This is a genomic window from Haloarcula mannanilytica, from assembly GCF_005406125.1.
Classification (GTDB): Archaea; Halobacteriota; Halobacteria; order Halobacteriales; family Haloarculaceae; genus Haloarcula; species Haloarcula mannanilytica.
Genome location: NZ_BIXZ01000001.1, coordinates 948,198 through 973,734 on the forward strand (window position 1 = coordinate 948,198; position 25,537 = coordinate 973,734).

The following is a 25,537-nucleotide window of genomic DNA, read 5'->3' on the forward strand; positions in this document are numbered from 1 at the left end:
AGTGGAAGAGCCCACACAGTACCGAGCATGGACGATATCGTCGACCTGGTGACCCGGTCGCTCGCCGACGAGACTGCCGCGGCGTTCACTGAACGGGTCGACGAACAGGCGATGCAGCTCCGAAGAGCCATCGAGGCCGGAGAGTTCGACAACGAGGCGTTCTCCGTCGGACTTGAGATCGAACTGTACGCAATCAACGCCGAACCGGACCCGCCCGAACCCGACGAGGACGAAGACGGCGAGGCAGTCGCCGAAGAAGACCTCGACGACGACCTGAGTGGCTCGGGGGACGCGGCCTGGAGCGGGTCGCTCGAAGCGCCGGCCGAACCGGAGGACGGTGGCGGGGCGTCGCTCGAACCCGGCGGTGGGAACGAGGCGTCGCTGGAACCGGACGGGGACGACTCGCTGGAGCCCGCAGGAGACGAGCTGTCGGGCCAGAGTGACGGCGATGCCGACGACGACGGCGACGACTCTTTCGGCCCCGGTGAAGGGCCGTCGCTCGACATCGACCCGGACAGTCCGCTGGCCGAGGACGAACCGGAAACGCCTGAGGAAGAGACCGAACCAGCCGTCGAGTCGACCGTCGAGGACGGGGAGGTCGACGAGCCGTACATGGACCCCGAGGACTGGGCGGGGCGGCTGACCCGCCTGCCCGACGTGGTGTTCGAGGGCGAGGCCAACAAGGAACTGGGCCTGCACAACGCGGAGGTCAACACCGAACCGAACAGTTTCGACCAGACCGGGATGGAGGTCCAGACGACGGCAGTGGAGATGCAGACGAAGCAGGCCCGCCAGCAGGCGAGCAAGCACAACTGCGAACTCGTCTTGGACGCGATGTGGACCATCCCGCCCGAAGAGGGCAGCGAGGCGTACCTCTCGGCCCACGAGACCCGCGACGGGGTCGTCCTCGCCGAGAACATGCGGCAAGCGCCCAGGTACGTCGCGCTGGACAACGAGGCGCTGGACCGCGCCGGCGGCAGTATCGACTTCGACGTGCCGGGCTACAGCGGGTCGTTCCCGACGATTCTGTTCGAGTCGCTGGCCACCTCGATACAGCCACACCTCCAGATTCCGGACGCTGCGGCGTTCCCCGAGTACTACAACGCCGCGATACGGACGCTCGGGCCGCTGCTCGCCTTGTCAGTCAATTCGCCGTTCCTCCCCGCCGATATGTACGACGACACCGACGGCGAGTGGCTCTGTGCGAACACCCATCACGAACTCCGCATCGCGGCCTTCGAGCAGTCGGTCAACACCAGCGAAAACCCGAAAGTGCGGGTCCCGCGGGACCTCGACGATACGACGGACGTGGTCGGTCGCGTCGTCGACGACGACCTGTTCGCGCCGTTCCTCCGGGAATTCCTGCACGACGACGAGCGAACGGCGTTCGCCGAGGAGTTCTGGGAGTTCGACCACAAGCGCGGGACCTACTGGCGGTGGCTCCGGTGTGTCATCGGTGGGACGGCGGTCGACGGGGCCAGCACTGAGAAGTCGCTGCGCATCGAGTACCGCCCGCTGCCGACACAACCCCACGTCAAGGACATGATCGGGCTGCAGGCGCTCACGGTCGGTCTCATTCGCGGGCTGGTCGTCGCGGACCACCCCGCCGTAGAACTGCCCTGGCAGGAGGCCAAGCGGAGCTTCTACAACGCCGCACGGGACGGCTCCGACGCTGACCTCTCGTGGGTGACAGCCGACGGCGAGCGGACGGCTGACCACGACGAAATCTACGACGAAATCTTCCAGTACGCCCGTCTGGGCCTCGCGGAACAGGATGTTCCGGAGGCCCGCATCGACGAGTACCTGGAGCCGATTAAAGCCAGATACGAGGCCGGCGTGACCCCGAGCGACTGGAAAATCGGTCGCGTCCGTGAGTATCTCGACGACGGCGACGACCTTTCGACCGCTATCCAGTCGATGCAACTGGACTACATCGAAAACAGCCGCGAACACCACTCCTTCGACGAGTGGGTGTGAGCGGGCTGGCTTCGGCGACCCTGGCATCGCTGCCGGATGGTGAGCCTTTATTCGGATGACGCCGTTAGCATCGCGTGATGGTATCTACTGGAGACACTGCGCCGGACATCTCGGCGACAATCGCGAACGGTGAGGTAGAGGCCTTCGAACTGAGCGACCACCTGGGCGACGGGCCGGTCGTGCTCGCCTTCTTCCCGGGCGCGTTCACGCCACCGTGCTCCAACGAGATGGTGGCCCTGCAGGAACACCTCGGGGACTTCCACGACGCCGGGGCAACGATCCTCGGGCTCAGCGCTGACTCGGCGTTCTCGCTGAACTCCTTCCGCGAGGAACACGGCCTGGAGTTCGACCTGGTCAGCGACATGGGTCGGGACGCCATCGACGACTACGGCGTCCGAATCGACATCGAGGACCTCGGGCTGCTGGGCGTCGCGAACCGGTCGGTGTTCGTCCTCGACGACGACGGCGAAGTCACCTACAGCTGGGTCGCCGACGACCCGACGAACGAGCCGGACTACGAGGCACTGCTGGACGCCGTCGCGTCGGCGTAAGCGTCTAAAACCGCCGCGTTCTCACATTTCTTTCGGCGCGAGAAGCGCAAGTCGCGGCCGCTATATTGACACGTCGACCGCTCTCTCGCCGTCAGCGTCGGAGATGGTGAGCGTCGCTTCACCGGGGCCGGTCGCCTCGACAGCGACGTGAGACTTGAACGACGTTTTCAGGCCGGTTACTGTGCTGTCCATGTTCGCACCGATATCGGCGCTCGTGTCGAGAGCGCAGACGCCGATGCCGTCACTCCGCCTGATTTCGGTCAGGAACGTGGAGTTGAGAAAGCGGTACAGGGACCGGGTGTCATCGAGTTCACCGGCAATCGTCGAACAGAGGAAGATACCGGTCCGGAACCGGTCGGTTTCCTGCTGTGAGTCGGCGGCGAGCGCCGCGAACTCCATCCCCATCCCGGTGAGGTCCGAGAGGTCGTCGACCGTCTTGATGTCGTCACCGCTCGGGCTTCCCGCGGCGGTGAGTACCGACGACCGGTCCCCGGCACCGCGTTTCGCGCCGTTCAGAGACCGTTTGACCGCGCGGCCACGGCTGTCGGTCGCAAGGACGACGCTCCGCTCGCCGTCAGCAGGGGCCACGACCCTGGCGAACACCGATTCCAGCGCATCCGTATCGTCGCCCGTCAGCAGGACGCTCGTGCCGCTCTCCAGCGGCCCGATACCGTCAGACACCTCGAACCCGTCCGCGGAGAGGGAACTCATTGTGCGACCTCCGTCCGCTCGGCGTCACGAACGGTCTGTCGAAGCTCCAGAATTTCCATCGCGGTGTCGGCGAAGTCCTCCAGTTCGGCTTGCTCCTCGGCGTCGTAGCCTCGCGGCTCGTGGTCGAGCAGGCATACCTGCCCAATGACCTGGCCGTTGCTCGCGGTCATGTTCGCGCCGGCGTAGGAGCGGATGCCGAGGTTCTGCAGCTGCTCGTTCTCGGCGAAGCGAGCGTCCTGCAGGATGTCCTCGACGACCATCACGTCCTCTTGAAGCATACTGTGCGTACAGATTGTGTCCTCACGAGTCAACGTATCCAGGTCCCCGCCGTGACAGGCCAGGAAGTTCTCCTCGTCTTCCTCGATGAGCCCGATGAACGACACTGCCGCGTCGAAGTGGCTGGCGATGAGGTCGGTCAGGCGCTCGAAGCTCTCCTCGATGGGGAGGGCGTCAACGTCGTACTGTGCGAGTGTCTCCAGGCGCTCGTCCTCGTCGTCCGGACGGATGAAGCTCGCCTGGGCACTGTAGTCTATCACGTCGTTGGCGATAAACCCGAGCCGGTCGTGTGCGTCGGGGAGATCACGGTTGAGGTACTCGACGATGCTTTCCTCGAACGACGCCGTGTCTATCTCAGCGGGCGGAACGTCGGTGAACAAGACACAGGGCGTCTGGGGCGCAGTCTCACGGATTGCGCCGACGACTTCGAGACCGGTCCCGTCAGGAAGGTCGTATCCCGTGACGACACAGACGATAGGCTCTGCTTCGAGCGTCTCACGCGCCGCCTCGACCGATGTGGCCGTCCGGGCCGTCAGCGACTCGTCGTCCTCGACTGCCGTCGCCACGTCGTCTATTCGATCTGCAGTATCAACACAGAGAACTGAGCGTGCCATAACTATGACTCAGAGGACCAATACAAAACTATTCTCCACATATTATCATCGATGATTTCCGAGTAGCGGGAACCACCGCGACGATTCACACCGATTCGGCGAAGGCGGGATTCCGCGTCGCGCCCGTGCCGACCGACACCGAAGTGAGGTCGAATACGTCGCCATCGAGCGGCATGCCGGTGTAAGGGTCCGATTCCAGTAGGAGTGCCCCGTCGAGGTCGAGGTAGTCCACCAGCGGCGCGAGATGGACCGCGGCAGCGATACTGGCGTTCGACTCGACCATGCACCCGAGCATCAGGTCGAGGCCGTGCGCCTCGGCGGTGTGGAGCAGCCGCGTCGCGGGGCGGAGCCCGCCACATTTGACCAGCTTGGCGTTGACGATGTCACAGGCGTCGGCGACCCGCGGCACGTCCGACGCGGTCACGCAGGACTCGTCGGCTGCAACGGGAATCTCGGTCGCCGCAGTCACGCGCCGGAGGCCGTCGATGTCGTCGGCTTCGACCGGCTGTTCGAGCATCGTGACGCCGGCGTCGGCGAGCCACGCGGTCTTGTCGATAGCCTCCTCGGCGGTCCAGGCGGCGTTGGCGTCAACGCGTAGCTCGGCGTCGGGGGCCGCTTCCCGAACCGCGTCCAGTCGCGCCCGGTCGTCGTCGGTCCCGAGTTTGACCTTCAGGCGGCCGAAGCCGCTGGCAGCCGCCTCGCTGGCTTTCTCGGCCATTCGCTCGGGCGTGTCGATGCCGACCGTGTAGGTCGTTGGCGGGATGGCCGCGGGGTCGAGCCCCCACTGGCGGTACAGCGGCAGGTCCAGACACCGAGCGGCAAGGTCGTGGACGGCGATAGAGACGGCCATCCGGGCGGCGGGCTGGTCCGGTGCATGGTCGTCGAGTTCCCGCTCGATGCGCTGCTGAGCGTGTGGATCGCCGATTCGGTCGACAGTCTGACAGAGCGAGGGCAGCGTCTCGGCCACCGACGCCGCGCTCTCGCCGTAGTACGCAGACGGCGTGACGGCTCCAATGCCGGTGGTTCCCTCGTGGGTGAGTTCCACGACGACCGTCTCGCTGGTCTCGCTTGTCTCCCGGGCGATACCGAACGGATTCGACAGCGGCAGGTCATAGCGGTCGACAGTCCAGTTCATACGATAGCGTCCAGTACCTCGTCGGGGACGCCGTGACGGACCGGGTCCGTCGCCGGCGTGCCGAGGGCGTCGCCGTACTCCGTCACGGCATCCGCGGCCGCGTCGTCGTCGAGGTGGCGCGTGTTCAGCATGCCCGCGACGACAGATGCATCTGAGATAGGCGCGGCGAGGCGTTCATAGATGTCGACGTACTCGGAGAGCGGCGGAATGGCGAACGACTCGTAGCCGTGAATGGCCTCGCGGCCGGCTTCGTGACACATGACGAGCGCGTCGGGAGCCGACCCGTGGAGGATGCTCGTCGTCACGCCCGAGTAGGCCGGATGGGCGAGCGCGCCCTGGCCTTCGACCACGAGGAGGTCCGCCGCCTGTGCGTCTTCGACCAGCCGCTCCACCGCGCCGGCGGCGTAGTCGGCGATGACCCGGTCGATGACGATGCCCCAGCCGGTGATGGCGATGCCGGTCTGCCCGGTCGGGACGACGGCGGCGTCGAGACCGCGTTCCCGCGCCGCGTCGCGGATTTCGAACGACGCGGTCATCTTCCCCGTCGAACAGTCGGTGCCGACAGTGGTGACGACTGTCGCGTCGATGTCGCCGGCAGTCCCCGCTGCCACGCTCAGATCTTCGGGCGGCTTGCGGAGGTCGTGCAGTTCAGCGCCGTGTTCCTCGGCGAGGCGGGTGAGTTCCGCGTCGTCGGCCAGGAAGTCGTGCAGTCCGGAATACACGTCACAGCCGCGTTCGAGCGCCGTGCGTACGTCTTCGCGCCAGGACTCGTCGAACTCCCCGCCGATGGGCGAGATGCCGACAACGAGCGCGTCGACCTCGGGTGCGTCGGCCATCGACGCGACGATTGGGGCGTCCTGTACGTCCGGGAGCGTGTCGTGGACGCGCTGCCCGACCCGCTCGCGGTCGATGAGCGCCCGGACCTCCCGGTCGCCGTAGCGCAACAGGCCGACGGCCGTCTTGGCTCGGTCGGGGAAGGCGTCGTGGGTGAGAATCGCAACAGCCATACCGGAACTGAGTCACCCGTCCGCGAAAAACCTATCCACCTGCACGGACGGCGCTGCGGCGGTCGGGACCCGACCTACGGCACGCGCAGCCGAACGGTCCAGAGCGACCGGACGGCGTCGTCGAGCGCCTCGTCCGGCTCCCCGGTCGCGTCGACCGGCTTCGTCGCCGTCGCGAGGTCCTCGAACTCGTGGATGACCGACCCCTCGCCGACGACATACAGTCGGTCGGGCGACACCTCCTCGATAGCGGCCCGGCAGCGGTCGAGATGGGAGTCGATCTGCTGGTCCCGAAGCCGTTCGAACCGGCCCTGCGAGAAGCCGCCCTTCGAGTGCTGGCTTTTCAGGTCCGAGTCGAACCCGTGGAAAGCGGTCCGCTCGCGGCCGTCGTACTCGCCCAGGGCGAACAGGTCCGAGCGGACCAGCGCGACGACGTGTTCGCCGGTCGGTTCGAACCACGACCGCTCCAGCCGAACGGCGTCGGCCCACTCGGTAAACGGCGACGGCGGCGCGGGGACGGACAGACACGCCGACAGAACGCCGGCGTCATCGGTGACTGCGAGACACGGCGCGGCGCTGGCGACCAGCGACGCACGGTCGCCGAAGGCCTCTCTGACTGGACCGGGCAGGGAGCGCTCCGCGTCGACGTAGGCCGTGAACACGCCCTCCGGCTCCGTCTCGAAGGACTCCAGTCGGTCGAGCACAGCGCCGAGCCGCGCCCGACTGAGCGTCTCCTCGGCCCGAAACGTCGATTCGCCCTCCTCGTCTTGCAGCCGTTCGACGCGGTCCTGTAGTTCGGCGACGCGGTCCTCCAGCCGGTTGACCTCGGCCTCGGCCCGCTGGCGCTCGGTCGCTGCGTCGGCGCGGCGCTCCTTCTCGGCGTCGAGCTGTCGTTCGAGATGGTGGGTCTCCTCTTCGAGTTCAGCCACCCGCTCTTTCAGCGACGCGCGTCCCAGCAACCGGTCAAGCATCGACTGGATGGCAGACGGGGATATGCTTAAAAGTGACTTCCCGGACTGCCACTGCATCGAGGAGCGGCCGGTCACTCCGGCGGTTCGGTGTCATCCCGCAGCGACGATATGATGAGTCGCTTGATCCCACGTCGGAGGAGACCGCTGGCAGCAGGCTGTGAGATGTCCAGATCGGCGGCGACCTCGCTGAGCGTTGCGTTCCGTGGTTCTTCGAAATACCCTGTTTCTAATGCAACGAGGAGCGCCTCTCGCTGGCTGTCGGTCAATCCAGCGTCCGTGTTCCCTAAACTGGCGTATTCGTTCACGCGCAGTAAATCGATGTCAATGTCGTTCTGTTGTGCGTAATCCCAGAGGTGAACCAGATCCGTTCGCTCGGGCATCCAAACTGTGAGAACCCAGGCGCTCCCGTCGTTCTCCATGTCGAGGATGACACCGTTCGCCGCTGAAATTACAGGTGAGAGGATCTTCGCTTCGTCCGTATACTCGAAGCTGTAGATGGCCTCGTCGTCTCTGGTTTCGATGACGCGCTCGAACTCGCCGATGGTCCTGTCGGTCCGTAACCCGTCTTCGAACTGCTGGAAGTCAGACGACTCGATGTGATAGAAGAACTTACCCGATGTCGGATCTGTGCCCGCCTCCGACACCGACCTGACTTTCGAACTCCGGTCGTGAGTAACGGTCTCCGTGAGCACTATGTCAGGGTGCTCGGTCCGGACGACCGCTTTGATATCGGTCATTTTCTGTAAGGTAGTGGTTTGGGTGTGGTATGACGTGCGGGTAAGAGCTTGTTTGAGATGCCCGGTGAAAATCTATAAGACGATTCTCGGTATCGTGGATATAACGGTGGCCGTGTGGTAGCTTAACTGAGTCGGTTGGTCGCGGTTTCTGCACACGTGGATACGGTCCGATTCTACTCGCTCATCCCGCGAATCGCTATCGCTGGCTCAGACGCGATGATTGAAAACCATGGCCCAGAGACGCCCGAACCAGCCGGCTTCGGACGACGGGGTAACCCCGGCGGGGAGGTAGAATTTGGAGTCGGTAGCGCTGTCCCAATCGTCGGTGTGGATTCGCTGTGACATACAGGTGGATAGACGCTCCCGACCCGGATTGGTCTGTAGCTTAAGCGTATAACCTACTTATAAACGGATTCGTAGATACCATGGGTTCTCGCCACTCAAATGCCGGTTGGTGGCGGTGGTGAACGTCACCAGAACGGCGATACTACTCGTCAGACCGCTGTATCGGGTAGTGTCGGCGTCCCCTCGGAGATAGAGAGGAGTTGAGCGGCGTGGTCCGCCTTCGCCAGAAATACTTCTTCGAGGCTAGGCGGGTTCCGCACGTTGATCTCTTCGAGCATCGTTTCTGGGACGACGAGCGTATCCGCGGGGACCTGTTCGTCACCGTGGACTGTGAAGTGCCGCGAGCCGAGTTTCATTACGAGCGGATAGTCTGTGCGCTCGATTCCCTCACCGGAGGCGTACAACTGCTCGTTCACTCGTTTGTGCTGCTCGCGACACATCGCGGCCGCCGTGTCATCTCTCGGTTCGACGTAGAGGCGGCCGAGGTAGTATCCGCGCGAAAACTGTTCGAACATCGGTGCATCCGAATGTGTGTCATTGACATACATAAGTGTTCGCCGGCAGCCTTTTGCCGTCGTGCAAACAGCGCGGATTCGACGGCTGGACGAGAGGGATCCGGGTCCCGTCCGACAGGGCTTTGCCGCGAGCGGTCCCGAGTCGATTTATGAGCGAGCAGCGGGGGCCGTTGCCACGTCGCTACGCGCGGTACTATCTGGAGCAGACGCCGAGCCTCGTGTGGCTACTGGTCATCAACGCCGTCGCGATGCTCGTCGGCGTCCGGTACTACGTCGAGACGCTGCCCGAGGTGTCGACGTTTCTCTGGCCGCTGTACGCCGACTCGCCGGCCGCGCTGTTTCTGATGACGCTGTCGGTGGCGACCCTGTTGCCGTTTCTCGGGAAGTCACTGGACGAGGTCCCGCTGACGGTGCCACTCGCGTATCTCCACACCATCGCGCTGGTCTGGCTAGTCAAGATGGGGCTGTGGACCGTCGTGGCGTTAAACATCGGCTTCGACGCCTACTTCCCCGCCCCGTGGGCGTACTTCGGGATCATCGTCACCCATCTCGGATTCGTCGCCGAGGGGCTGTTAGTCCCTCACTACGCCCGGACGACGAAGGGCGCGCTCGTGACCGCGCTGGTACTGGCACTCGGCAACGACGTGCTCGACTACGGCTTCGGCTACCATCCGCCGCTGCGGTACGATCCCGGCCTCCTGTTACCGGCCGCCACTGTCGTGCTCTCGGTGCTGTCGGTGGGCATCGCCTGGTACCTGCTCCCAACGGAAAAGTCGGCTCAAAAGACAGCTTAAACGCTATTGGACGGTCTGTGTTTGTTTCAAGAGTCCGTAAACGACACGAACGAAGGCGTTTCTTTTTGATGTGGGAGGGCAGAAGTAGTGATACGAATGAGCCCACGCCAGGCCACGCTCCTCACGTTGCTGGTCATCGTCGGGGCTGTCGTTGTCGGCCTTCCGGCCGTGACAGCGCAGGAGACCACAACGGAGACAGTGGCCACGCAGAACGAGTCTGCCAGCGGTATGGGAACGCAGCTCACGGCGTTCCTCCAGTCGAACTCGGCCGCCACAAACGACACGGTCGAAAACGGCATGTGGAAGTCGGCATACAACCAATCGAACCAGACTAAGCGAACCCAGTTAGTCACGAAACGGGCTGGCTCGCTCGAACAGCAACTCGAACGGCTGCAGGAACGCAACGCCACGCTCGAGGAAAAGTACGAGAACGGGACTCTCACTGAGCAGGCCTACGTGGCACAGCGAAGTCGACTCACTGCGGAGATTGCGGGACTGCAGACCGCGATTAACGACACCGACGCGGCCGCCGAGCAGGCCGGTGTGGACGACACTGGGCTGGAGCGTCTGAAGCAAAACGCCAGCGAGTTCTCCGGTCAGCAGGTCGCCTCAATCGCCCGCGGTATCGCCGGACCGCCCGGCAACGTCGGGCCAGCCGGGAACGGGCAGGGACCGCCGGCGGATGCCGGAGCCAACCGGAGTGAACAGGGACCACCCGGGAACGCCGGAGCTAACGAAAGCGAGCGGGGGCCACCCGACGACGCCGGAGCCAACCAAAGCGAACGGGGACCGCCGGACACTGCGACTACACAGGGCACGAACGAAAGCCAGCAGGGGCCATCTGACGACGCGCCCGGACAACAGGGAAACAACAGCGACCGGGGGCCGCCGGATGACGTGGGTGCTGACAGCGAAAACGAGACCGCCGGGGGCAACGGAAACGGACGTGACAGGGGTTCAGATCAGGGTGCCGACGGCGATTCCGGGGCTGAAACCGGTGACAGCAACGGAAATAGCGGTGTGAGCGACGGCAGTGACGATTCCGCTGGAGAGAGCGCCGATTCTGACGATGCTTCCGACTCCGAAGACACCGACGACTCTGACGATAGCACCGACGGGAGCGATGGCGGGGACACCCAGGGAAATGACGACGACGGGAGTGCTGGTGGAGACGCCCAGGGAAATGAGAACAGCGGCCAGGGTAGCGATACCGGAAGCAGCCAGGAAAACGGGAACAGCGACCAGGGTAGCGATACCGGAAACAGCCAAGAGAACGGGGACAGCGGTCAAGGTAGCGATAGTGGAAGCAGCCAAGAGAACGAGAACAGCGGTCAAGGCAACGATAGCGGAAGCAGCCAAGAGAACGGGGACAGTGGTCAAGGCAGCGATAGCGGAAACAACCAGGGGAACGGGAACAGCGGGCCACAGAACGGGCGGTAGCTCACTTGCTAACACAGCTCACTACCAAACCGCCCGACGAGAGTCATGCTTTTGAACCGTGACCCGCTACTCACGTATCGATGGACTCCGCCGAGTTACTCAATCTCCTTGGGAACGCCAACCGCCGGCGGATTCTCAAACTACTCGCACACAAACCCTGCTACGTCACGGAAATCAGCGAATACATCGGCGTCAGTCCGAAAGCGGTCATCGATCACCTCCAGAAGCTCGAAGACGCCGGGCTCATCGAGTCTCGGACCGACGACCAGCGTCGGAAGTACTTCTCTATCACCCGAAACCTTCGCCTGGAGGTCCGTGTCTCTCCCTACGAGTTCGGCACCAAGAGCGCTTATCCGGCCAACCCCGAGTTCGAAATGCCCTCCTGTCGCCACCTCTCGATAGACATGGGGGCCGCGGCCGACGGGGACTTTCACGACCTGGCGCGGGAACTGGAGCGTCTTCAGCAGCTAGAGAACGAACTGTCGCTGGCCCAGCGGTGGGTCCAGGCCCGCATAACTGACGTGCGGGACCGCATCGACTCCGGCTTCGAGAACGGCGACGGGCGACTGTACGCGGAACTGGTCAGCGGCCTCGCAAACGGCATCGACACCGTCCCCGCGCTGGCCCGAGAAATCGAGGCCCCGCCGGAGATCGTCGAAGAGGCGTTGCACCGCCTTGCGGACGACGACGTGGTCGAACAGACCGACGACGGCTGGGAAATCGTCTGAGCAGGAAAGTCAGCCCAGGTCTTTCGTGAGGCCGTCCCGGAGGTCACGGCCGAAGTAGTGCCCGACGAGCGCGAGCACGAGGCCCACGCCGCCGGCGATGGCGAACAGCCGCGTCCCGTTCAACCCCGCAGCAAGCTGTGGGAGAAAGGACAGAACGGCCGTTACACCCCCGCTGATACCGCCTGCAAGTCCCACTTCGAGATAGCGGCGCTCGCTAGCGAGCAGTCCGTAGATGAACCCGCCCAGCAGAACGCCGAGCAGTTCGGTGAAGGGGACGAGCGGGATCAGCCCGCCGAGTACCATTCCGCCGCCGACCGCGCCGAAGGCGAACAGCAGCGCCCGGAGGGAAAAGTAGCTGCCGTCTTCTTTTGTATCGGCGTCTTCGACAGCGGATTCTGTCGTGTGCGATTCCCCGACAGCGACCTCTGACTCCGCCGACTCCGACTCACCGATATCGACACCGAGGTCACTGCCCGACGCGTCTGCGTCGCGGGTCCGTTCCTCGGTTCGTTCGGCCATACCGGCTGTGGGACCGCGAGGGGTATGGTCCTTGTGGAGGGTGGCGGCTCGCCGAAACGAGTGGGTTCAAGTCCCACCGGCGGAAAGTGCCGCGCATGAACGCAGGCGACCGGGTCCGCGTCGAGCGCGCGGCCCAGACCTACGAGGGCGTGTTGCTACCCTCCAGCACCCCAGAGCACCTCGTCGTCAAACTCGACGGCGGGTACAACGTCGGCATCGACCGCGAGGACGCGTCCGTCGACGTGCTGGAATCGGACGTGTACGATGTCGAAAGCGCACAGGACGAACAGGGCCAGTCAGCGATAGAGTTCGACGACGACCTCCCGACGGTCTCGCTCATTTCCACCGGCGGCACCATCGCCTCGACGGTCGACTACCGCACCGGCGCGGTGACAGCCCAGTTCGACGCCGAGGACGTGCTGCGGGCGGTCCCAGATCTGGCGGGGATGGCGAACTACCGCGGCCGCGTCGTCGCCAACATCCTCTCGGAGAACATGACGCCCGCGGTCTGGCAGGAACTCGCGCAAGCGGTCCACGAGGAAATCGAGGCCGGCGCGGACGGGATCGTCGTGATGCACGGCACCGACACGATGCAGTACTCCGCGTCGGCGCTAGCGTTCATGCTCGATACGCCGGTCCCCATCGTCTTTACCGGCAGCCAGCGCTCGGCGGACCGTCCCTCCTCGGACAACGTGATGAACGCCGTCTCCGCGGTCGAGGCCGCTACGAGCGACTGCGCGGAGGTGCTGGTCTGTATGCACGCCGACGAGTCCGACGACCGCTGTGCGCTGCATCGCGGGACTCGGGTCCGCAAGAACCACACCTCGCGCCGGGACGCCTTCGAGACGGTCGGCGCGAAGCCGCTGGGCGAAGTCGATTACGACATCGACGGCGAGAGCACGGTCACCTTCCGCCGGGCGTACACCGAACGAGACAGCGTCGACCTCGCGCTGCACGACGACATCGAGACGGACGTGGAACTGCTGAAGTTCTCGCCGGGGATGGACACCGCGCTGCTGGAAACCGCCGCCGAGAGTAGTGACGGAATCGTCATCGAAGGGACGGGGCTGGGTCACGTCAACACCGACTGGATCGGAACCATCGAGGACCTGGACATCCCGGTCGTCATGACCAGCCAGTGTCTCGAAGGGCGGGTCTGTGACCGGGTGTACGACACCGGGCGGGACCTGCTCGACGCCGGCGTCATCGAGGGCGAGGACATGCTCCCCGGCACGGCGAAGGTCAAACTCATGTGGGCGCTGGCAAACAGCGACGACGTGGCCGACACCATGCAGGAGCCCCAGGCCGGCGAGATTCAGCAGCGCTCGACGCCCTGGCTGTAAATATCGAAGCGACCATTTTTCACCGCTGCAGACGAGGCTGCCCGCATGTCGCCGACTGTTCGGACGGCCTGCCACGACGACTACGACGACGTTGTCGACCTGACCAGCGACGTGTGGCCCGACCGCGCGATGGCCGACTACATCCCCGACGTGTTCCGGGACTGGGTCGAGGCCGATGGCCCGGACCGGAAAACGCTCGTTGTCGACGTGGACGGGCGGGCCGTCGGCCTCTGCCAGGCCGTCATGCTCACCGACACCGAAGCGTGGTTTCAGGGCATGCGCGTCGACTCAGACTACCGCGGGAGGGGGTTCGGGTCGTTGCTGACAGAACGGCTCATCGACTGGGCGGCCGACGCCGGGGCGTCCGTCGGCCGAAACATGGTGTTTTCCTGGAACGAAGCAGGGCTCGGGCAATCGCTGGCCGCCGGCTTCGAACCGGCCACGTCGTTCCGTTGGGCGTACCCCGAACCCCGAGACAAAGCGCCCGAAATGAGCGTCGAAAACGACCCCGCGACAGCGTGGCGCTACTGGCGGGAAAGCGACGGTCGGGCAGCGCTGGCGGGCCTCGCGCTCGACAGCAACGAGAGTTGGGCGCTTTCGACGCTGACGCGGGAGAGGCTCGACCGGCTAGCGACCGACCAGACAGTCCTGACAATCGGTGGCGACGAGCCACAGGGGATGGCCTGTCGCGTTCGGACGACCGAGAGCGACGGGGAACGGCTCGCAGAGTACGCGGTCGGCGTCTGGAGCGATGTCGACGCCGCGCGGGCATTGTTTTCGGCGATAGCCGCGGATGCAGCGGCTCTCGGCGTCGACTCGACGCGAGTGCTCATTCCCGAGACGCCCCGTCACGTGGCTCAAGCGGCGTACGCCGGCGGAACTATCGGCGAGTGCCCGGACTTCGTGTTCGAGATCGGTGGCCTCGGTTCTCGGTGAGTTATCACAGCCGATAACGCGGGCGGAACACTCATTCAAAGACCGGCCCCACTATCCATGGATGGCTTTGATTGGGAGTTCGCCTGCGTTTCTTGCATACGTTGGGGTATATGCCCTCGCTGCAGTCGGATGCGGCGTCGGGCTCTACAGGGCGACTCGTATCGAGGACCCCGACACCCGGCGTGGGATGGTCGGGCTGCTCCTCTGTAGTGGCGGCTGGGCGGCGCTGGAACTCGGGTTCCTGCTTGCACCGGGAACGCTGGGGTACGCCTTCTATCTTGGCAGCCTCGTCATCGGCCTCGCGACGGTCGGCGCGTGGCTGTACTTCTGTTCTGCGTACACGGGGCGGTCCTTCCACCGGAACCGGCCGTACCGTCTGGTCGCCGTGAGCGTGTACCTCGCTATCGTCACGGTGAAGCTCACCAATCCGCTCCACGGGCTCTACTTCGCTACGGAGTTCGTCGCCGACCCGTTCCCACACCTGACGATCATGCACGGCGTGTTTCACTGGGTCGTAACGGGGCTCTCCTATGCGCTCGTTACCGTCGGCTTCTTCATGCTGTTTGAACTGTTTCTCGAAGCCGACTACGACACCCGCCCGCTCGGCGTCCTCGTCGGCATCACAGCGCTTCCGGCGGTGCTCGATATCGTCGGCTACGCCAGCAACGCCCTGCTCGATATCAACCACGAGCCGCTGGGGGTCGCACTGTTCGCACTCGGCGTCCTCTACGTGTTCGACGAGGCGTTTCTCGCCGTGCAGTTGACCGACGGCGTCGACGACGCGGTCGTGTACCTTGACGACAACGACCACATCAAGGAGTTCAACGGTGAGGCACAGCGGCTCTTCCCGACGTTGTCCGGGAGCCGCGGGCAGCGGCTCGACGCCGTCCTTCCGGCCATCACAGAAATTCTGGCAACGGACGACCAGATTCTCGAACGGACTCGAAACGGGGAGACGGAGTACTTTCTCATCAGCGACACCTCGTTCTCGCTGGGCCAGGTCGACATCGGCCGCATGCTCGTGTTCACCGACGTGACCGACAGCGAGCGGCAACGCCGGGAACTGGACCGCCAGAACGAGCAACTGGAGGGGTTCGCCACCGCGATCAGACACGAGCTTCTGAACACGCTCCAGATAATCACTGGTCGCGTCGATGTCGCCGGTGACGCCCTGAACCGCGGGGACGTGGGACTCGCAAAGGAGTCTCTCCAATCAACAGCCGAGACAGCCGACCGGATGTCAGAAATCGTCGATGGACTCGCAACGCTGGCTCGACACGGGCAAACAATCGACGAGACGACGCCGGTCGACCTTCAGCCCATTGTGGACGGAGCCTGGGAACGCGCCGACACCAACGGCCTCACCATGGCGGCCGACGTGGACGGGCAGGTCATCGCAGATCCGACCCGACTGCGCGACCTCTTCGAGAGCGGCTTCACGTTCGCGGCGCACAACGGCGCGTCGACAGTCACGGTGAGGCGCAACGACGACCAGATCGTCATCACCGATGACGGAACCCCCGCAGGCGAGACTGCGCCGGAGGCGTTTTTCGAGTACGGCGGCGCAATCCCGGACGCTGCGGCCGGGATGACGCTCCCGAACCTGCGCATGCTCGCACGGACCCACGGCTGGGACGTATCGCTCGATACCGACTACCAGGACGGCGTTCGTATCGTCATCTCGAACGTGACGGTTGCGGAATCGCTGGAAAACTAACTCGGACTGGAATCCGAATCAGCCGCCGCTGACCGGCGGGAACAACGCGAGTTCCGTCTCCTCGTCGACCGGCGTCGCAAGTCCCTCGCCAGCCGCGAACGGGTCCTCACCGTCAACGAGGACCCGGATGTGGTCGGCCAACTCCTCGTTCTCGTCGAGCACCTCCTCTGTGAGCGCCGGTCGCGCCGCAAGCAGCGCATCGAGCGCCGTCCCGACCGTGGCGTCGCCCTCGATATCGACGCTAACCGACTGGCCGTCGGCCGCGTCCCGGAGGTGTGCGAACAGTTTCCACTCCATATCCGTACTCCGGGCGTCCGGCAAAAGAGGGTTCCGGACCGCGGCGTCTCCGGTGCTTTCCGGCCGACAAGCGACTCGCCGCGCCGTGTCAGCCGTTCGATGACGCTCCGCTGGAAACAGCGAGCACCGCCGTCAGTTCGGTTTCTCCGATTCGTCGCCAGCGGTCGGTTCGTCGTCGCCACCACCTTCGGCGTCTGCGGAATCACTGTCACTGGTCCCGTCTTCAGCAGTTTCGCCGTCCGCCTCGCTGATTCGCTCTTCCGGGTCCCACACCTCGACAGTGTCGTCACCCGGCAGGTCCTCGAACGTCTCGTCCGCAGTTAGCTCCTCGGCGGTGTCGTCCAGATCGGCGTCCCGAAGTGCCGCCAGCGGGTCGTCGTCCGGGGACTCGTCGCTGTCGGCGGCCTCCGCCATCGTATCGGCCCCGGAGTCCGTCGCTTCGTCATTCCTCGTCGTTCCATCAGCGGGGGTGGTGTCAGCCGGCGAATCGACAGCGTCGGTGTCAGCCGTGCCGTCGGTCTCGGCTGCGTCGCCATCTTCAGCACTGTCACCAGTCTTAGCGTCGGTCGAGTCAGTCGCTGACTCTGCCGTCTCGTTGATCTGCTCGTCACCGTCAGCGGGGTCAGACGCACCTGGCGGTTCGTCATCGTCGTCCGTATCGTCGTCCAACTGGTCCGTCGTGGCCGCTTCACCGCTCCCCTCCGTCGCTTGCTCCAGCCGCCGGAGCGCGTCCGGCGTCGCAATCGCGTAGATGGTGTCACCGGCCGCGAGTACCCGGTTCCGGGACGGAATCGTCTCCGGAGCGGTGTCCTCACGAGTAATCGCGACCACGGCGACCGCCAGGCTGCCGACCGCTGCGCCGTCAAGCACGCTTCCCGGTTCGACAGTCGCAGTTCCCATCGTCTCGTCGGCCGCCCGGAGCAGCGATGCGAACTCGCGGTCCGAGCGGTCCTGCACCGGGAGCGTGACGAGCTTGTACTGCGTTTGTGGGTCGAGTTTCGGCGTGTCAGCGGCGTCGATGGCGACCGTCACAACGTCGTCGGCGACGCCCCGGAGTTCGCCGGTAAGCACGCGCTTTGCCGGCGCTTGCTCCCAGACCTGCACGAGGTCGCCGGCGCTTGCGGCGTGGGCCGGGTCGGCCTGGATGGCGACGGCGTTCGTCGAGGGCGGCAGCGTCGGGCCGATGCCGGCCGCCCGCGAGCCAATCGCGAGGTAGTCGACGTTACCGTCGTCAGCCAGTTCGAGGTCCACGTGCCCGACGCCGTAGTCAGTCTTGAGCCGGGCGACCAGCCGGTCCCGGAGTTCGTCTTTCGTCAGCCGCCGCGGGAAGAGAAAGCGGCGGTTCGCGAGCGTCTTTTTGGTTTCCTCGGGCATCGGGTCGTAGCCGATGATATCGTCGATGTCCTCGGGGAGACGGACTGAGGTGACCCGACCGACCGTCTGGACGATTTCGCTCACGTCGGCGTCGATGTTCCGGCCACCGGTCGCGGCGAAGAGATCGACGCCCAGTCGGTCTCCGATTCGCAGTCCGCCGTAGGCCCCGATGCCGCCGGCGAGGAACGCGGCGAGGTTCAACAGGACCGCACCGGCCTCCAAGACATCCTCGTCACCGAGGATGACTTCACTGAGTGCAGTCGTTGCGCCGATAACGAGGACGACCGCGGTCAGTCCGAACAGAAGCGCCAGCCCAGTCTGAATCCGTTCGCGGACGTACCAGCGGTAGAGAAGAGCGATAGCGCCCGCCGGCGTCGCGGCGAGGACCGCGATGGCGAGGAGCCACACCACGCCCTGAACCAATGCCTGTGATATCGACCCCAGTTGCAGGTTCGTCCCGATCTGTGCGAGCAGTATCGGACTGAACGGCGTCATGCGACCGCCTCCACGAAGGCGTCGAGGGCGTCTCGGGACCCAATCGCGTACAGTTCGTCGCCGGCCGCGACGGCCGCATCGCCGCGCGGCGCGACCTGCCAGCCGTCCGGCGTCCGGACGGCGACGATGGCAACGTCGTAGGCCTCCCGGACGTGGGCGTCCCTGAGCGTCGTCCCGTCGAGCGGGCCAGCGGCGCGGACTGTGAGCCGGCGGAACCGGCTGCCGGCTCGACGGAGCAGCGAGACGAGTTCGTACTCTCGATGTGTCCCGCGGGGTTCGACCACGACTTTCGGCTGGGCCGAGCGCAGGAGCGGCTGGACATCCGTTCGAGTGACGGCAACCGTGAGCCGACCCTCGCCGCCGTCAGTCGTCGGTGCCTGGACCGGTGTCGGCGGCGTCTCGGCGTCGGCGACCTCCGGTTCCGCTGGCGTCTCGGCGGGTTTCTCATCGGCCGACGATGCCGACCGGGCGCTGACGACGGTCCCCCGGACCTGTGCGTCCTCGGTCAGCACCGTCACCTCGTCGTTGCGAGCGAGGCCGGTCGGCAACAGCGCGTCAGCGGAGACGGCGTGGCGGTTGTTCCCCACGCGCTTCGACAGTCCGGAAAACGGCGGCGCAGCGACCACCGTCGCCCGCCCTTGCTCGTCAATCGAAACGGAGGCGTCCCCGAGGTCGAACTCCGATTTCAGCCGCTCTTCCATCCGGCGTTCGAGTTCGCCGATGCGGAGGTCCGCCGGGAACCGCCACTCCTCGCTGCGGATTTCGGCTCGAAGCGGCTCCAACAGCGGTGGATACCCCTCCATATCGGCCACGTCGCCGATAACGCGGATACGGACCTCGTCGCGGCCGCCGACGAATTCGACCATATCGGCGGAGAGTTTCTTTTCGCGCAGCCCCTTCAGCGAGAGACGCTTCGGGAAGTTCGCCCCGAGCTGGTCCCCCTTGCTGTGGGCGTACATCGACACCATGCCAACGAGGATAATAGCGGTGATGACCCGCTCGGCGTTGGGCGCCTGCGTAATCGACCGGTCGGCGAGCGCCATGAGCCCCCCGCTGACGCCGGCCAGCGCGATTGCCAGAACGGCAACGGCAAAGCCCGGGAGCGTCACGCCGGTGAAATACTTGAAACTGAACCCCAGCGCCCAGGACGCGAGCGCGGGAATCACTCCCACCAGTAGCCCCAGATAGATCCCCATCAACACCTCAATCGGGAGTGAAGCCATGTCCCCATCCTGCGTGTCCGTGAGTAAATCGCTTCCGGCCCGCGGACAGTACATTTACACCGGACGCTGTAATCTGGATGGGTATGGACAGACCGCGGGACTGGTTCGGGGCACGCGCGACTATCGTGTTGCCGATGCTAGTGGCGGTGCTGTCGTTCGTCACCGGCGTCGTCAACATCAGTGCCGTGACCATCGGCGGTCCACTGGGCGAGGTGATTCCCCCGAGTATCCAGCGTACTGCCGGTTTCACCGGTGCGCTCACCGGGTTTACGCTGCTCGTCAGCGTGGTCGGCCTCCGCCGCCGGCTGCGGGTCGCGTGGGTCGTGACCGTCGTCTTATTACCTGTCTCGGCGGTACAGGGTCTCGTCCAGAGTTCGGCGGTGTCGTTGCCCCTCGTAGTGCTCTCGCTGATTTCACTCCCGACGATGCTGTTGAACCGTCGCCGGTTCGACCGGCCGATTGACCTCTCGACGGCACAGCTTGCTGCGGGCGCGGCACTGATTGGTTCACTTACCTACGGGACCGCCGGCTCGTACGCGCTGCGCGATGAGTTCACCAACCTCTCGACGGCGACCGACGCGTTCTATTACACCTTGGTCACGGCGAGTACGGTCGGCTACGGCGACATGACCCCGACGACCCAGCAGGCGAAACTGTTCGGCATGTCGGTGGTCGTCCTCGGGACGGCCAGTTTCGCCATCGCGCTGGGGTCACTGCTCGGTCCGGCTATCGAAAAACGACTCTCGGAGGCGCTCGGAAACATGACTGACGCACAACTGGAACTATTCGAGAACCACGTTCTGGTGCTCGGCTACGGCGACCTGACGGAACCGATTATCGAAGAACTGACCGGCGCGATAGAGTTCGTGGTCATCACGCCGGACACGGAGACGGCAACGCGCCTCCAGCAACAGGATATCGCTGTCCTGACCGCGGACCCAAGCGACGAGGAGCCGATGCAGCGGGCGGGCATCGATGACGCCACCGCCGTCGTCGCGGCGACGAACGACGACGCCCAGGACGCGCTGGCGATACTGACAGCGCAGACGCTCAACCCCGAAGTCAATATCGTCGCCGCGGCGACCGACCGTGAGAACATCGAGAAACTCCGCCGGGCGGGCGCAGACACGGTTATCAGTCCGTCAGTGCTTGGCGGCCATCTCATCGTCCAGTCCGCGCTGGGTCGGGAGGGGATGGAGAACATCGCCGACCACCTGCTTGACGTGAACGACGAGGACGACGCAGATATCTAAGCCCGGCCGCGGTCGACGATAGCAACGTCCGTTTCTACGTCCTCCAGCCGTTCGAACGTCGGCGGCGAGATGAACCGCGAGGCCTTACTTCGGTCCCGGCTCGCACCGATCATCACCAGGTCGTACTGCGGGCCGGTGTCGGCCAGAAACGTCTGGATGTCCGTCCGCGGGACCCGTGTCTCGAAGGCACCCTCGTAGGGTTCGATGAGATCCGCGAGCATCTCCTCGGCCCGGCGTCGGTCCCCGCCGGAGCCGATACAGGTCGCGACGGCGACTCGACCGCTCCGGCCCGCCAGCCGCGTGGCGAAATCGACCATGTTGTGGGCCACGTCGCTGACGGACCGCACGGGGACGAGGACCTGCTTCCAGCGGGTCCGGTCACCGCGCGAGCGGTGGACCACGATGTCGTTCTCGCTGCGGAACAGCCGCTGTAGATACGGCGTCAGCGCCCCGTGTCGGCTCTCGTAGGGCGCGACGATGAGGTCGCAGTTGGTCTCCCGAGCGGTTCGCAACGTTGTCGCCGCCGGCGACCCGTCGTCGCTCGCAACGACGACCTGACAGGAGACGCCCGTCCGTGTCTCGATCCGGGCGGCGTGGGTCTCCAGCCAGTCGACCTGCGCTTCGAGGTTGTGCTGTCCGGCTGTCTCGGTCGCATCTGTCGGTTCGCCGCCGTCGGCAGCGATACGGGTCCGGGCCGGCGGCGCATCTGACCCGTTCTCCGACCGGATATCTAGTTGTATCGTCTCCCGCATGAGAGACTGCTCGGTCGCGGCAGTTTCGGTATCTGAAACCATATCGAGCAGAACGACCTTCCCCGCCTCGTGGGCGGCCGCGAGCCGCGCGCCCAGCATTGCGGTCTGGCCCGCCGACTCGCCGCGCATCGGGACGAGGACGTGGTCGTCGCCGGACATCGACTCGTAGAGGTACGTCGCCCGCTGCTCGTAGAACTCCTCGCGCCAGACGACAAAGATGACCGCCACGAGCGAACTGGCGAGGAAGATACTCACGACGAACGCCGCTCGCTGGTTCGGTTCGACCAGCAGCGCCAGCAAGGCAGTGGAGTACGACGACGGCTCCTCGATGTCCAGCGGCCAGGTGACCACGCCAGTGGCAAAGACGGCGAGACCAGCGCCGAGCGCGTTGACGGCGAACTGGCCGCCCGGGGGTGTGAGATAGCTGTTCGAGACGGCGAGTGCGCCCAGTCCGCAGACCGCGCCGATAGTGAGGCCCGCGACGAACCGCTTCGGGTCGGAGTACTTGCTCGTCGGGTCGACGAACAGCGTGTACGACCCCGCCGCAAGCGGCGGAAACAGCAGGAAGCTCAGCTGCGGAACGGCGTTTGCCAGCGTCGTCACCAGCACGATAGCCAGCGGCACGAACACCAGCATGGAGAGATGGACGAGGTTCTCGGTCACCTCGGCCCAGCGTCTGAAATCCTGCAGTTCGCGGCGCTCGACCCGCCGGAGCCGTCTGGCCGCCGCACGGAGCCGCGCCCGGAGCTGGTCGAGCATACAGGTTTGCACGGGAGAGGGTCTGTTAAGCCCTCCGCCGGAAACGGCGCGACAGGCCATTCAGACGGGTCCGACACCTACAGCGACGTGGTCGCCGTCAGACTGATTTCGATGGCGCGTTCGACGTTGTTCTTGGCTTTCTCGGGGAGTTCGTCGGCCTCGGTTTCGCCCTTCTGGGTCCCCTCGACGAGGTTCCCGTCGACGGTACAGATAGCGCCCGAACGCAGGCCCTTCCGGCGACACAGCGAGAACAGCGCGGCGGCCTCCATCTCGACGGCGAGCAGGCCGGCGGCCTCCCAGTCGTTGATGTACTCGTCCGTCTCCGCGTAGAAGGCGTCGTCCGTGGCGATGGGGCCGACGTGGACATCTTCGTCGTTCGCTTCGGCGGCGTCGACCAGCGACGAGAGCACGTCGTAGTCGGGCACAGCCGGCACGGTGTCCGACTCGTAGCGCCCGGTCGTCCCTTCGTCCTTGGCCGCGCCGTTGGCGACGACCATGTCGCCGATTTCGATACCCTCTTGAAGCGCCCCAGTCGTCCCGACGCGGATGAGCGTCTCGACGCCGACCGCCTCCAGTTCCTCGACGGCGATGGCCGTCGACGGCGAACCGATACCGGTCGAACAGATCGTCAGTTCGCGGCCCTCGTAGGTCGCGTTGACGAGCTTGTACTCGCGGTTCTGTGCGACGACCTCGTGGTCGTCACAGAGGCCCGCGATGCGGTCGACGCGGCCGGGGTCGCCCGGCACGAGCGCGATGTCTGTCAGGTCACCCGGTTCGACGAGGAGGTGCGGCTGTTTCGCCATACAGGCCCGTCGGACGGAACCGTTTAGTAGCCAGTGGATTCGCCGTGGCCCCAACAGTGAGGGAGGACCCGAACAGAGAGCAGGTATGGCAGACGACCTCTCGCTGTTCGATAAGCGGATGCGGGGACCGGCGGGTGTCGCCGTCGCCGCCGGCGTCATCCTCGGGCTGCTGACCGGCTACACTGTCGGTGCGGGGACGCCGGACGGCCCCTCGTGGGCGCTCGTCGCCCCGTTCGCGCTGCTTGCGACCGTGTTCCTGTATCTCGGGGCCTATCGAAACCTCTCGAAGCGAGTCAAGAACCAGTAGTCAGATCTGTGTGACGAGCACCGGCACGAACAGGGCGAGCGCCGTCCCGAAAATGAACGCCGTCAGCGCCCACTGCCGGACGATTTCGTCAGCCCGGTCCTGCAGACTCCCACCGAAGCGGGGCATTGCAATGCGGGCGAAGAAGAAGTAGACGAACGCGGTGACGCCCGCAGCACCGATGACGTGTGGAAGCAACGGGACGCCGTTGAGCGAGATCGCCGTCGGCAATACGAACGAGAGGACAGCGACGACCGCACCGTACAGCAGCGCCGCGACGACAGCAGTCACGTGATGAACGAGGACGGCGAGGGGTCGACTTACCGATGTCGGATCAGCGCGGGTGAGTCCGGCCGCAGCGACGTACGCCGGCAGGTACCCCTCGTCCTGTGTCACCATCGGGATATTCACCAAGAGTCCAACAAAAGCGCCAGCGACAGCGCAGACAAAGGCCCACTGTGAGAGGGGGAATTCAAGCACGTCTACTCCCTTGCTGGCAGTGCAAATGAGCGTTGTGTCGCGCGGTCAGATAGTCATAGACCGGTGGGTTCCGAATGGAACCACACGGTAAACCGGCCCAGAACGGCGTTCACCCAATATACTACACCCTGATAATATATATGCCGCCACCGCAATATACTTGCTAAGTTATACCATGACACAATCTCGTCACCGAAACGGAAAGCGAGTGACAGAACGCTGGGACGAGGTTTTCAAAGCCGTTACGTCCGAGCCGCGGCGGCAACTCATCATCGCACTGCTTGACGCGCCACCGGACGAGACAGTCCCGTTACCGAAAAGCGCCGTAAACCCCAACGTTCCGCGCAATCCGACGGTTCTCCACCAGGAACTGCACCACTGTCACTTGCCAATGCTGGCGGACCATGGATTCATTACGTGGGACACCGAGCCACTGGTCGCCGGTCGCGGACCGCGGTTCGAGGAAGTGGCCGTCGTGTTCGAATCGCTCCAGTCGAACGCTACGGACATCCCGGAGCCGCTCGTGTTCGGCTGCCAGCGTCTCGAACAGGAACAAGCGGAGCGGCTTGGCGATTCTCCGTCAGAATAACGCTCTCTCAAACGGGACTGAACAGGAACAGGACGATGTTGTTGGTGGCCGGACCGATACCAACGGCGGTCACAAACGCGAGCAGGAGGCTGGCCTCGACGGGGTCCTCTTCGAGGTAGTCATCGAGCAGGAAGACGACCGCAAGCGCCACGAGCAGTTTGACGAACACGAACAGCCAGCCTTTGCCGAGATACGGGGCCGTCGGGAGGGTGCTCGCGAACTCCATGATGCGGGCCGGGATGGGCGTCCGTTCCGTGATGCCGATAACGTCAGCGCCGACTGCCGTCGAGACGCCGTCGAGCATGTGTGCAAACACGACCGTCGGGGCCGCGTAGCGCATCCGAACGATGATCGGCGTCCGCCACAGCGCGACCGCGAGCACCGTCACCGCGGTGACGACTGCCGCCACGACGACGGCGATGGTCGGCCAGATGAGGCCCAGTAGCTCCGACCGCAGTGCCATCACGACACCGATGACGAGCAACACCGTCAGGAGGCCGATCCCGATGAGCCCGAGGTTACGCGAGATGGTCTCGCTGTGACCCCGGCGGACACTGAACAGCGTCAGCGTGATCCAGACCACACCCAGCGTGACGAACGTCGTGAGATACACCGCCGGCGCGCCGAACAGCGGCGCGACCACCGGTCTATACGCCTCAATCGGCGGCTGGTGGAAGGCATGAAGCGCGCCGCCGAGTGCCATCCACGGCGTCAGCGCCACGACGGTCCGCTGGTCGATCGGTGGTTCGAGGGCGTACAACAGCGCTGTCACCACGAGCGTGCCCGCAAGCAGCGCCACCGTGTACTCAAGCGGCGGGAGCGCTAACCCCGAAGGCAGTACCATGTCCCCCACGCCGCCCCCTGTAACTGAAAACCTTCCGAACGCGACCGAGAG

26 protein-coding genes are annotated in these 25,537 nt (G+C 64.9%); 11 read left to right on the forward strand and 15 right to left on the reverse strand.

What is annotated here, in order from left to right:
* The first annotated feature begins 27 nt into the window (after window positions 1-27).
* Window positions 28-1,977, forward strand: a complete 1,950-nt coding sequence (locus Harman_RS04825; RefSeq protein WP_137682661.1) for a hypothetical protein — start codon at window positions 28-30, stop codon at window positions 1,975-1,977.
* Window positions 1,978-2,054: 77 nt separating this feature from the next.
* Window positions 2,055-2,528 carry a redoxin domain-containing protein gene (locus Harman_RS04830; RefSeq protein ID WP_137682662.1) on the forward strand — a complete coding sequence of 158 codons (474 nt, stop codon included), beginning with the start codon at window positions 2,055-2,057 and terminating at the stop codon, window positions 2,526-2,528.
* A gap of 60 nt (window positions 2,529-2,588) precedes the next feature.
* Here the strand turns inward: Harman_RS04830 and Harman_RS04835 are convergent, their stop codons facing one another.
* The 7 genes from Harman_RS04835 to Harman_RS04865 form a co-directional block, all read right to left on the reverse strand.
* Window positions 2,589-3,239, reverse strand: a complete 651-nt coding sequence (locus Harman_RS04835) for a DUF7504 family protein (RefSeq protein WP_137682663.1) — start codon at window positions 3,237-3,239, stop codon at window positions 2,589-2,591.
* Window positions 3,236-4,129 (reverse strand): GAF domain-containing protein, encoded by an 894-nt coding sequence (locus Harman_RS04840; RefSeq protein WP_137682664.1) that lies wholly within the window; start codon window positions 4,127-4,129, stop codon window positions 3,236-3,238. The genes Harman_RS04835 and Harman_RS04840 overlap by 4 nt, the downstream gene beginning before the upstream one ends.
* A gap of 85 nt (window positions 4,130-4,214) precedes the next feature.
* A complete protein-coding gene (locus Harman_RS04845) occupies window positions 4,215-5,264 on the reverse strand; it encodes a dipeptide epimerase (RefSeq protein ID WP_137682665.1) in 1,050 nt (349 codons plus the stop codon).
* Window positions 5,261-6,271 (reverse strand): DUF1611 domain-containing protein, encoded by a 1,011-nt coding sequence (locus Harman_RS04850; protein WP_137682666.1) that lies wholly within the window; start codon window positions 6,269-6,271, stop codon window positions 5,261-5,263. Before Harman_RS04850 ends, Harman_RS04845 begins: the two co-directional genes overlap by 4 nt.
* Before the next feature lie 74 nt (window positions 6,272-6,345).
* Window positions 6,346-7,239, reverse strand: a complete 894-nt coding sequence (locus Harman_RS04855; protein ID WP_137682667.1) for a Vms1/Ankzf1 family peptidyl-tRNA hydrolase — start codon at window positions 7,237-7,239, stop codon at window positions 6,346-6,348.
* Between the two features lie 71 nt (window positions 7,240-7,310).
* Window positions 7,311-7,976, reverse strand: a complete 666-nt coding sequence (locus Harman_RS04860) for a helix-turn-helix domain-containing protein (protein ID WP_137682668.1) — start codon at window positions 7,974-7,976, stop codon at window positions 7,311-7,313.
* 494 nt (window positions 7,977-8,470) lie between these two features.
* Entirely contained in the window at window positions 8,471-8,836 is a 366-nt protein-coding gene (locus Harman_RS04865; protein ID WP_137682669.1) for a DUF5802 family protein, read from the reverse strand.
* 149 nt (window positions 8,837-8,985) lie between these two features.
* On the opposite strand from Harman_RS04865, the gene Harman_RS04870 reads away from it, so the two are divergent.
* The 3 genes from Harman_RS04870 (at window position 8,986) to Harman_RS04880 (ending at window position 11,798) form a co-directional block, all read left to right on the forward strand.
* A complete protein-coding gene (locus Harman_RS04870; protein WP_137682670.1) occupies window positions 8,986-9,630 on the forward strand; it encodes a DUF1405 domain-containing protein in 645 nt (214 codons plus the stop codon).
* 96 nt (window positions 9,631-9,726) lie between these two features.
* Window positions 9,727-11,070 carry a hypothetical protein gene (locus Harman_RS04875; RefSeq protein WP_137682671.1) on the forward strand — a complete coding sequence of 448 codons (1,344 nt, stop codon included), beginning with the start codon at window positions 9,727-9,729 and terminating at the stop codon, window positions 11,068-11,070.
* Between the two features lie 80 nt (window positions 11,071-11,150).
* Window positions 11,151-11,798 carry an ArsR/SmtB family transcription factor gene (locus Harman_RS04880; RefSeq protein ID WP_137682672.1) on the forward strand — a complete coding sequence of 216 codons (648 nt, stop codon included), beginning with the start codon at window positions 11,151-11,153 and terminating at the stop codon, window positions 11,796-11,798.
* A 9-nt stretch (window positions 11,799-11,807) separates the two neighbouring features.
* Here Harman_RS04880 and Harman_RS04885 read toward each other — a convergent pair whose 3' ends face one another.
* Window positions 11,808-12,317, reverse strand: coding sequence for a hypothetical protein (locus Harman_RS04885; protein ID WP_137682673.1), 510 nt, complete (start codon window positions 12,315-12,317; stop codon window positions 11,808-11,810).
* 95 nt (window positions 12,318-12,412) lie between these two features.
* Here Harman_RS04885 and gatD point away from each other — a divergent pair, with 95 nt between their 5' ends.
* The 3 genes from gatD (at window position 12,413) to Harman_RS04900 (ending at window position 16,313) form a co-directional block, all read left to right on the forward strand.
* Window positions 12,413-13,660, forward strand: a complete 1,248-nt coding sequence (gene gatD / locus Harman_RS04890; protein WP_137682674.1) for a Glu-tRNA(Gln) amidotransferase subunit GatD — start codon at window positions 12,413-12,415, stop codon at window positions 13,658-13,660.
* Window positions 13,661-13,705: 45 nt separating this feature from the next.
* The gene (locus tag Harman_RS04895) at window positions 13,706-14,596 is read left to right on the forward strand and encodes a GNAT family N-acetyltransferase (protein ID WP_137682675.1); all 891 of its coding nucleotides are present in this window, start codon (window positions 13,706-13,708) and stop codon (window positions 14,594-14,596) included.
* Window positions 14,597-14,657: 61 nt separating this feature from the next.
* Entirely contained in the window at window positions 14,658-16,313 is a 1,656-nt protein-coding gene (locus Harman_RS04900; protein WP_137682676.1) for a sensor histidine kinase, read from the forward strand.
* Between the two features lie 18 nt (window positions 16,314-16,331).
* Here Harman_RS04900 and Harman_RS04905 read toward each other — a convergent pair whose 3' ends face one another.
* The 3 genes from Harman_RS04905 to Harman_RS04915 all read right to left on the reverse strand — a co-directional run bounded on the left by Harman_RS04905 (window position 16,332) and on the right by Harman_RS04915 (window position 19,756).
* Window positions 16,332-16,610 (reverse strand): ubiquitin-like small modifier protein 1, encoded by a 279-nt coding sequence (locus Harman_RS04905; RefSeq protein WP_137682677.1) that lies wholly within the window; start codon window positions 16,608-16,610, stop codon window positions 16,332-16,334.
* Window positions 16,611-16,742: 132 nt separating this feature from the next.
* Window positions 16,743-18,479, reverse strand: coding sequence for a TrkA C-terminal domain-containing protein (locus Harman_RS04910; RefSeq protein WP_137682678.1), 1,737 nt, complete (start codon window positions 18,477-18,479; stop codon window positions 16,743-16,745).
* Window positions 18,476-19,756 (reverse strand): potassium channel family protein, encoded by a 1,281-nt coding sequence (locus Harman_RS04915; protein ID WP_137682679.1) that lies wholly within the window; start codon window positions 19,754-19,756, stop codon window positions 18,476-18,478. The genes Harman_RS04910 and Harman_RS04915 overlap by 4 nt, the downstream gene beginning before the upstream one ends.
* 29 nt (window positions 19,757-19,785) lie before the next feature.
* Here Harman_RS04915 and Harman_RS04920 point away from each other — a divergent pair, with 29 nt between their 5' ends.
* On the forward strand, window positions 19,786-20,955 hold the full coding sequence (locus Harman_RS04920; RefSeq protein ID WP_137682680.1) for an NAD-binding protein: 1,170 nt from the start codon (window positions 19,786-19,788) through the stop codon (window positions 20,953-20,955).
* On the opposite strand, the gene Harman_RS04925 is transcribed toward Harman_RS04920, so the two are convergent.
* Together Harman_RS04925 and Harman_RS04930 are read right to left on the reverse strand one after the other, a co-directional pair.
* Window positions 20,952-22,466 (reverse strand): HPP family protein, encoded by a 1,515-nt coding sequence (locus tag Harman_RS04925; RefSeq protein ID WP_137682681.1) that lies wholly within the window; start codon window positions 22,464-22,466, stop codon window positions 20,952-20,954. The two genes, Harman_RS04920 and Harman_RS04925, sit on opposite strands and share 4 nt — an antisense overlap.
* Before the next feature lie 77 nt (window positions 22,467-22,543).
* On the reverse strand, window positions 22,544-23,269 hold the full coding sequence (locus Harman_RS04930) for a nucleoside phosphorylase (RefSeq protein WP_137682682.1): 726 nt from the start codon (window positions 23,267-23,269) through the stop codon (window positions 22,544-22,546).
* 85 nt (window positions 23,270-23,354) lie between these two features.
* On the opposite strand from Harman_RS04930, the gene Harman_RS04935 reads away from it, so the two are divergent.
* Window positions 23,355-23,576, forward strand: coding sequence for a hypothetical protein (locus Harman_RS04935; protein WP_137682683.1), 222 nt, complete (start codon window positions 23,355-23,357; stop codon window positions 23,574-23,576).
* Here Harman_RS04935 and Harman_RS04940 read toward each other — a convergent pair whose 3' ends face one another.
* Window positions 23,577-23,972: a hypothetical protein gene (locus tag Harman_RS04940; protein WP_235007154.1), complete on the reverse strand. Its 396-nt coding sequence runs from the start codon at window positions 23,970-23,972 to the stop codon at window positions 23,577-23,579.
* Window positions 23,973-24,228: 256 nt separating this feature from the next.
* Here Harman_RS04940 and Harman_RS04945 point away from each other — a divergent pair, with 256 nt between their 5' ends.
* Complete coding sequence (locus Harman_RS04945; RefSeq protein WP_137682685.1) at window positions 24,229-24,642, forward strand: hypothetical protein; 414 nt, start codon at window positions 24,229-24,231, stop codon at window positions 24,640-24,642.
* Window positions 24,643-24,649: 7 nt separating this feature from the next.
* Here the strand turns inward: Harman_RS04945 and Harman_RS04950 are convergent, their stop codons facing one another.
* Complete coding sequence (locus tag Harman_RS04950; RefSeq protein ID WP_137682686.1) at window positions 24,650-25,486, reverse strand: DUF63 family protein; 837 nt, start codon at window positions 25,484-25,486, stop codon at window positions 24,650-24,652.
* Window positions 25,487-25,537 lie beyond the last annotated feature (51 nt).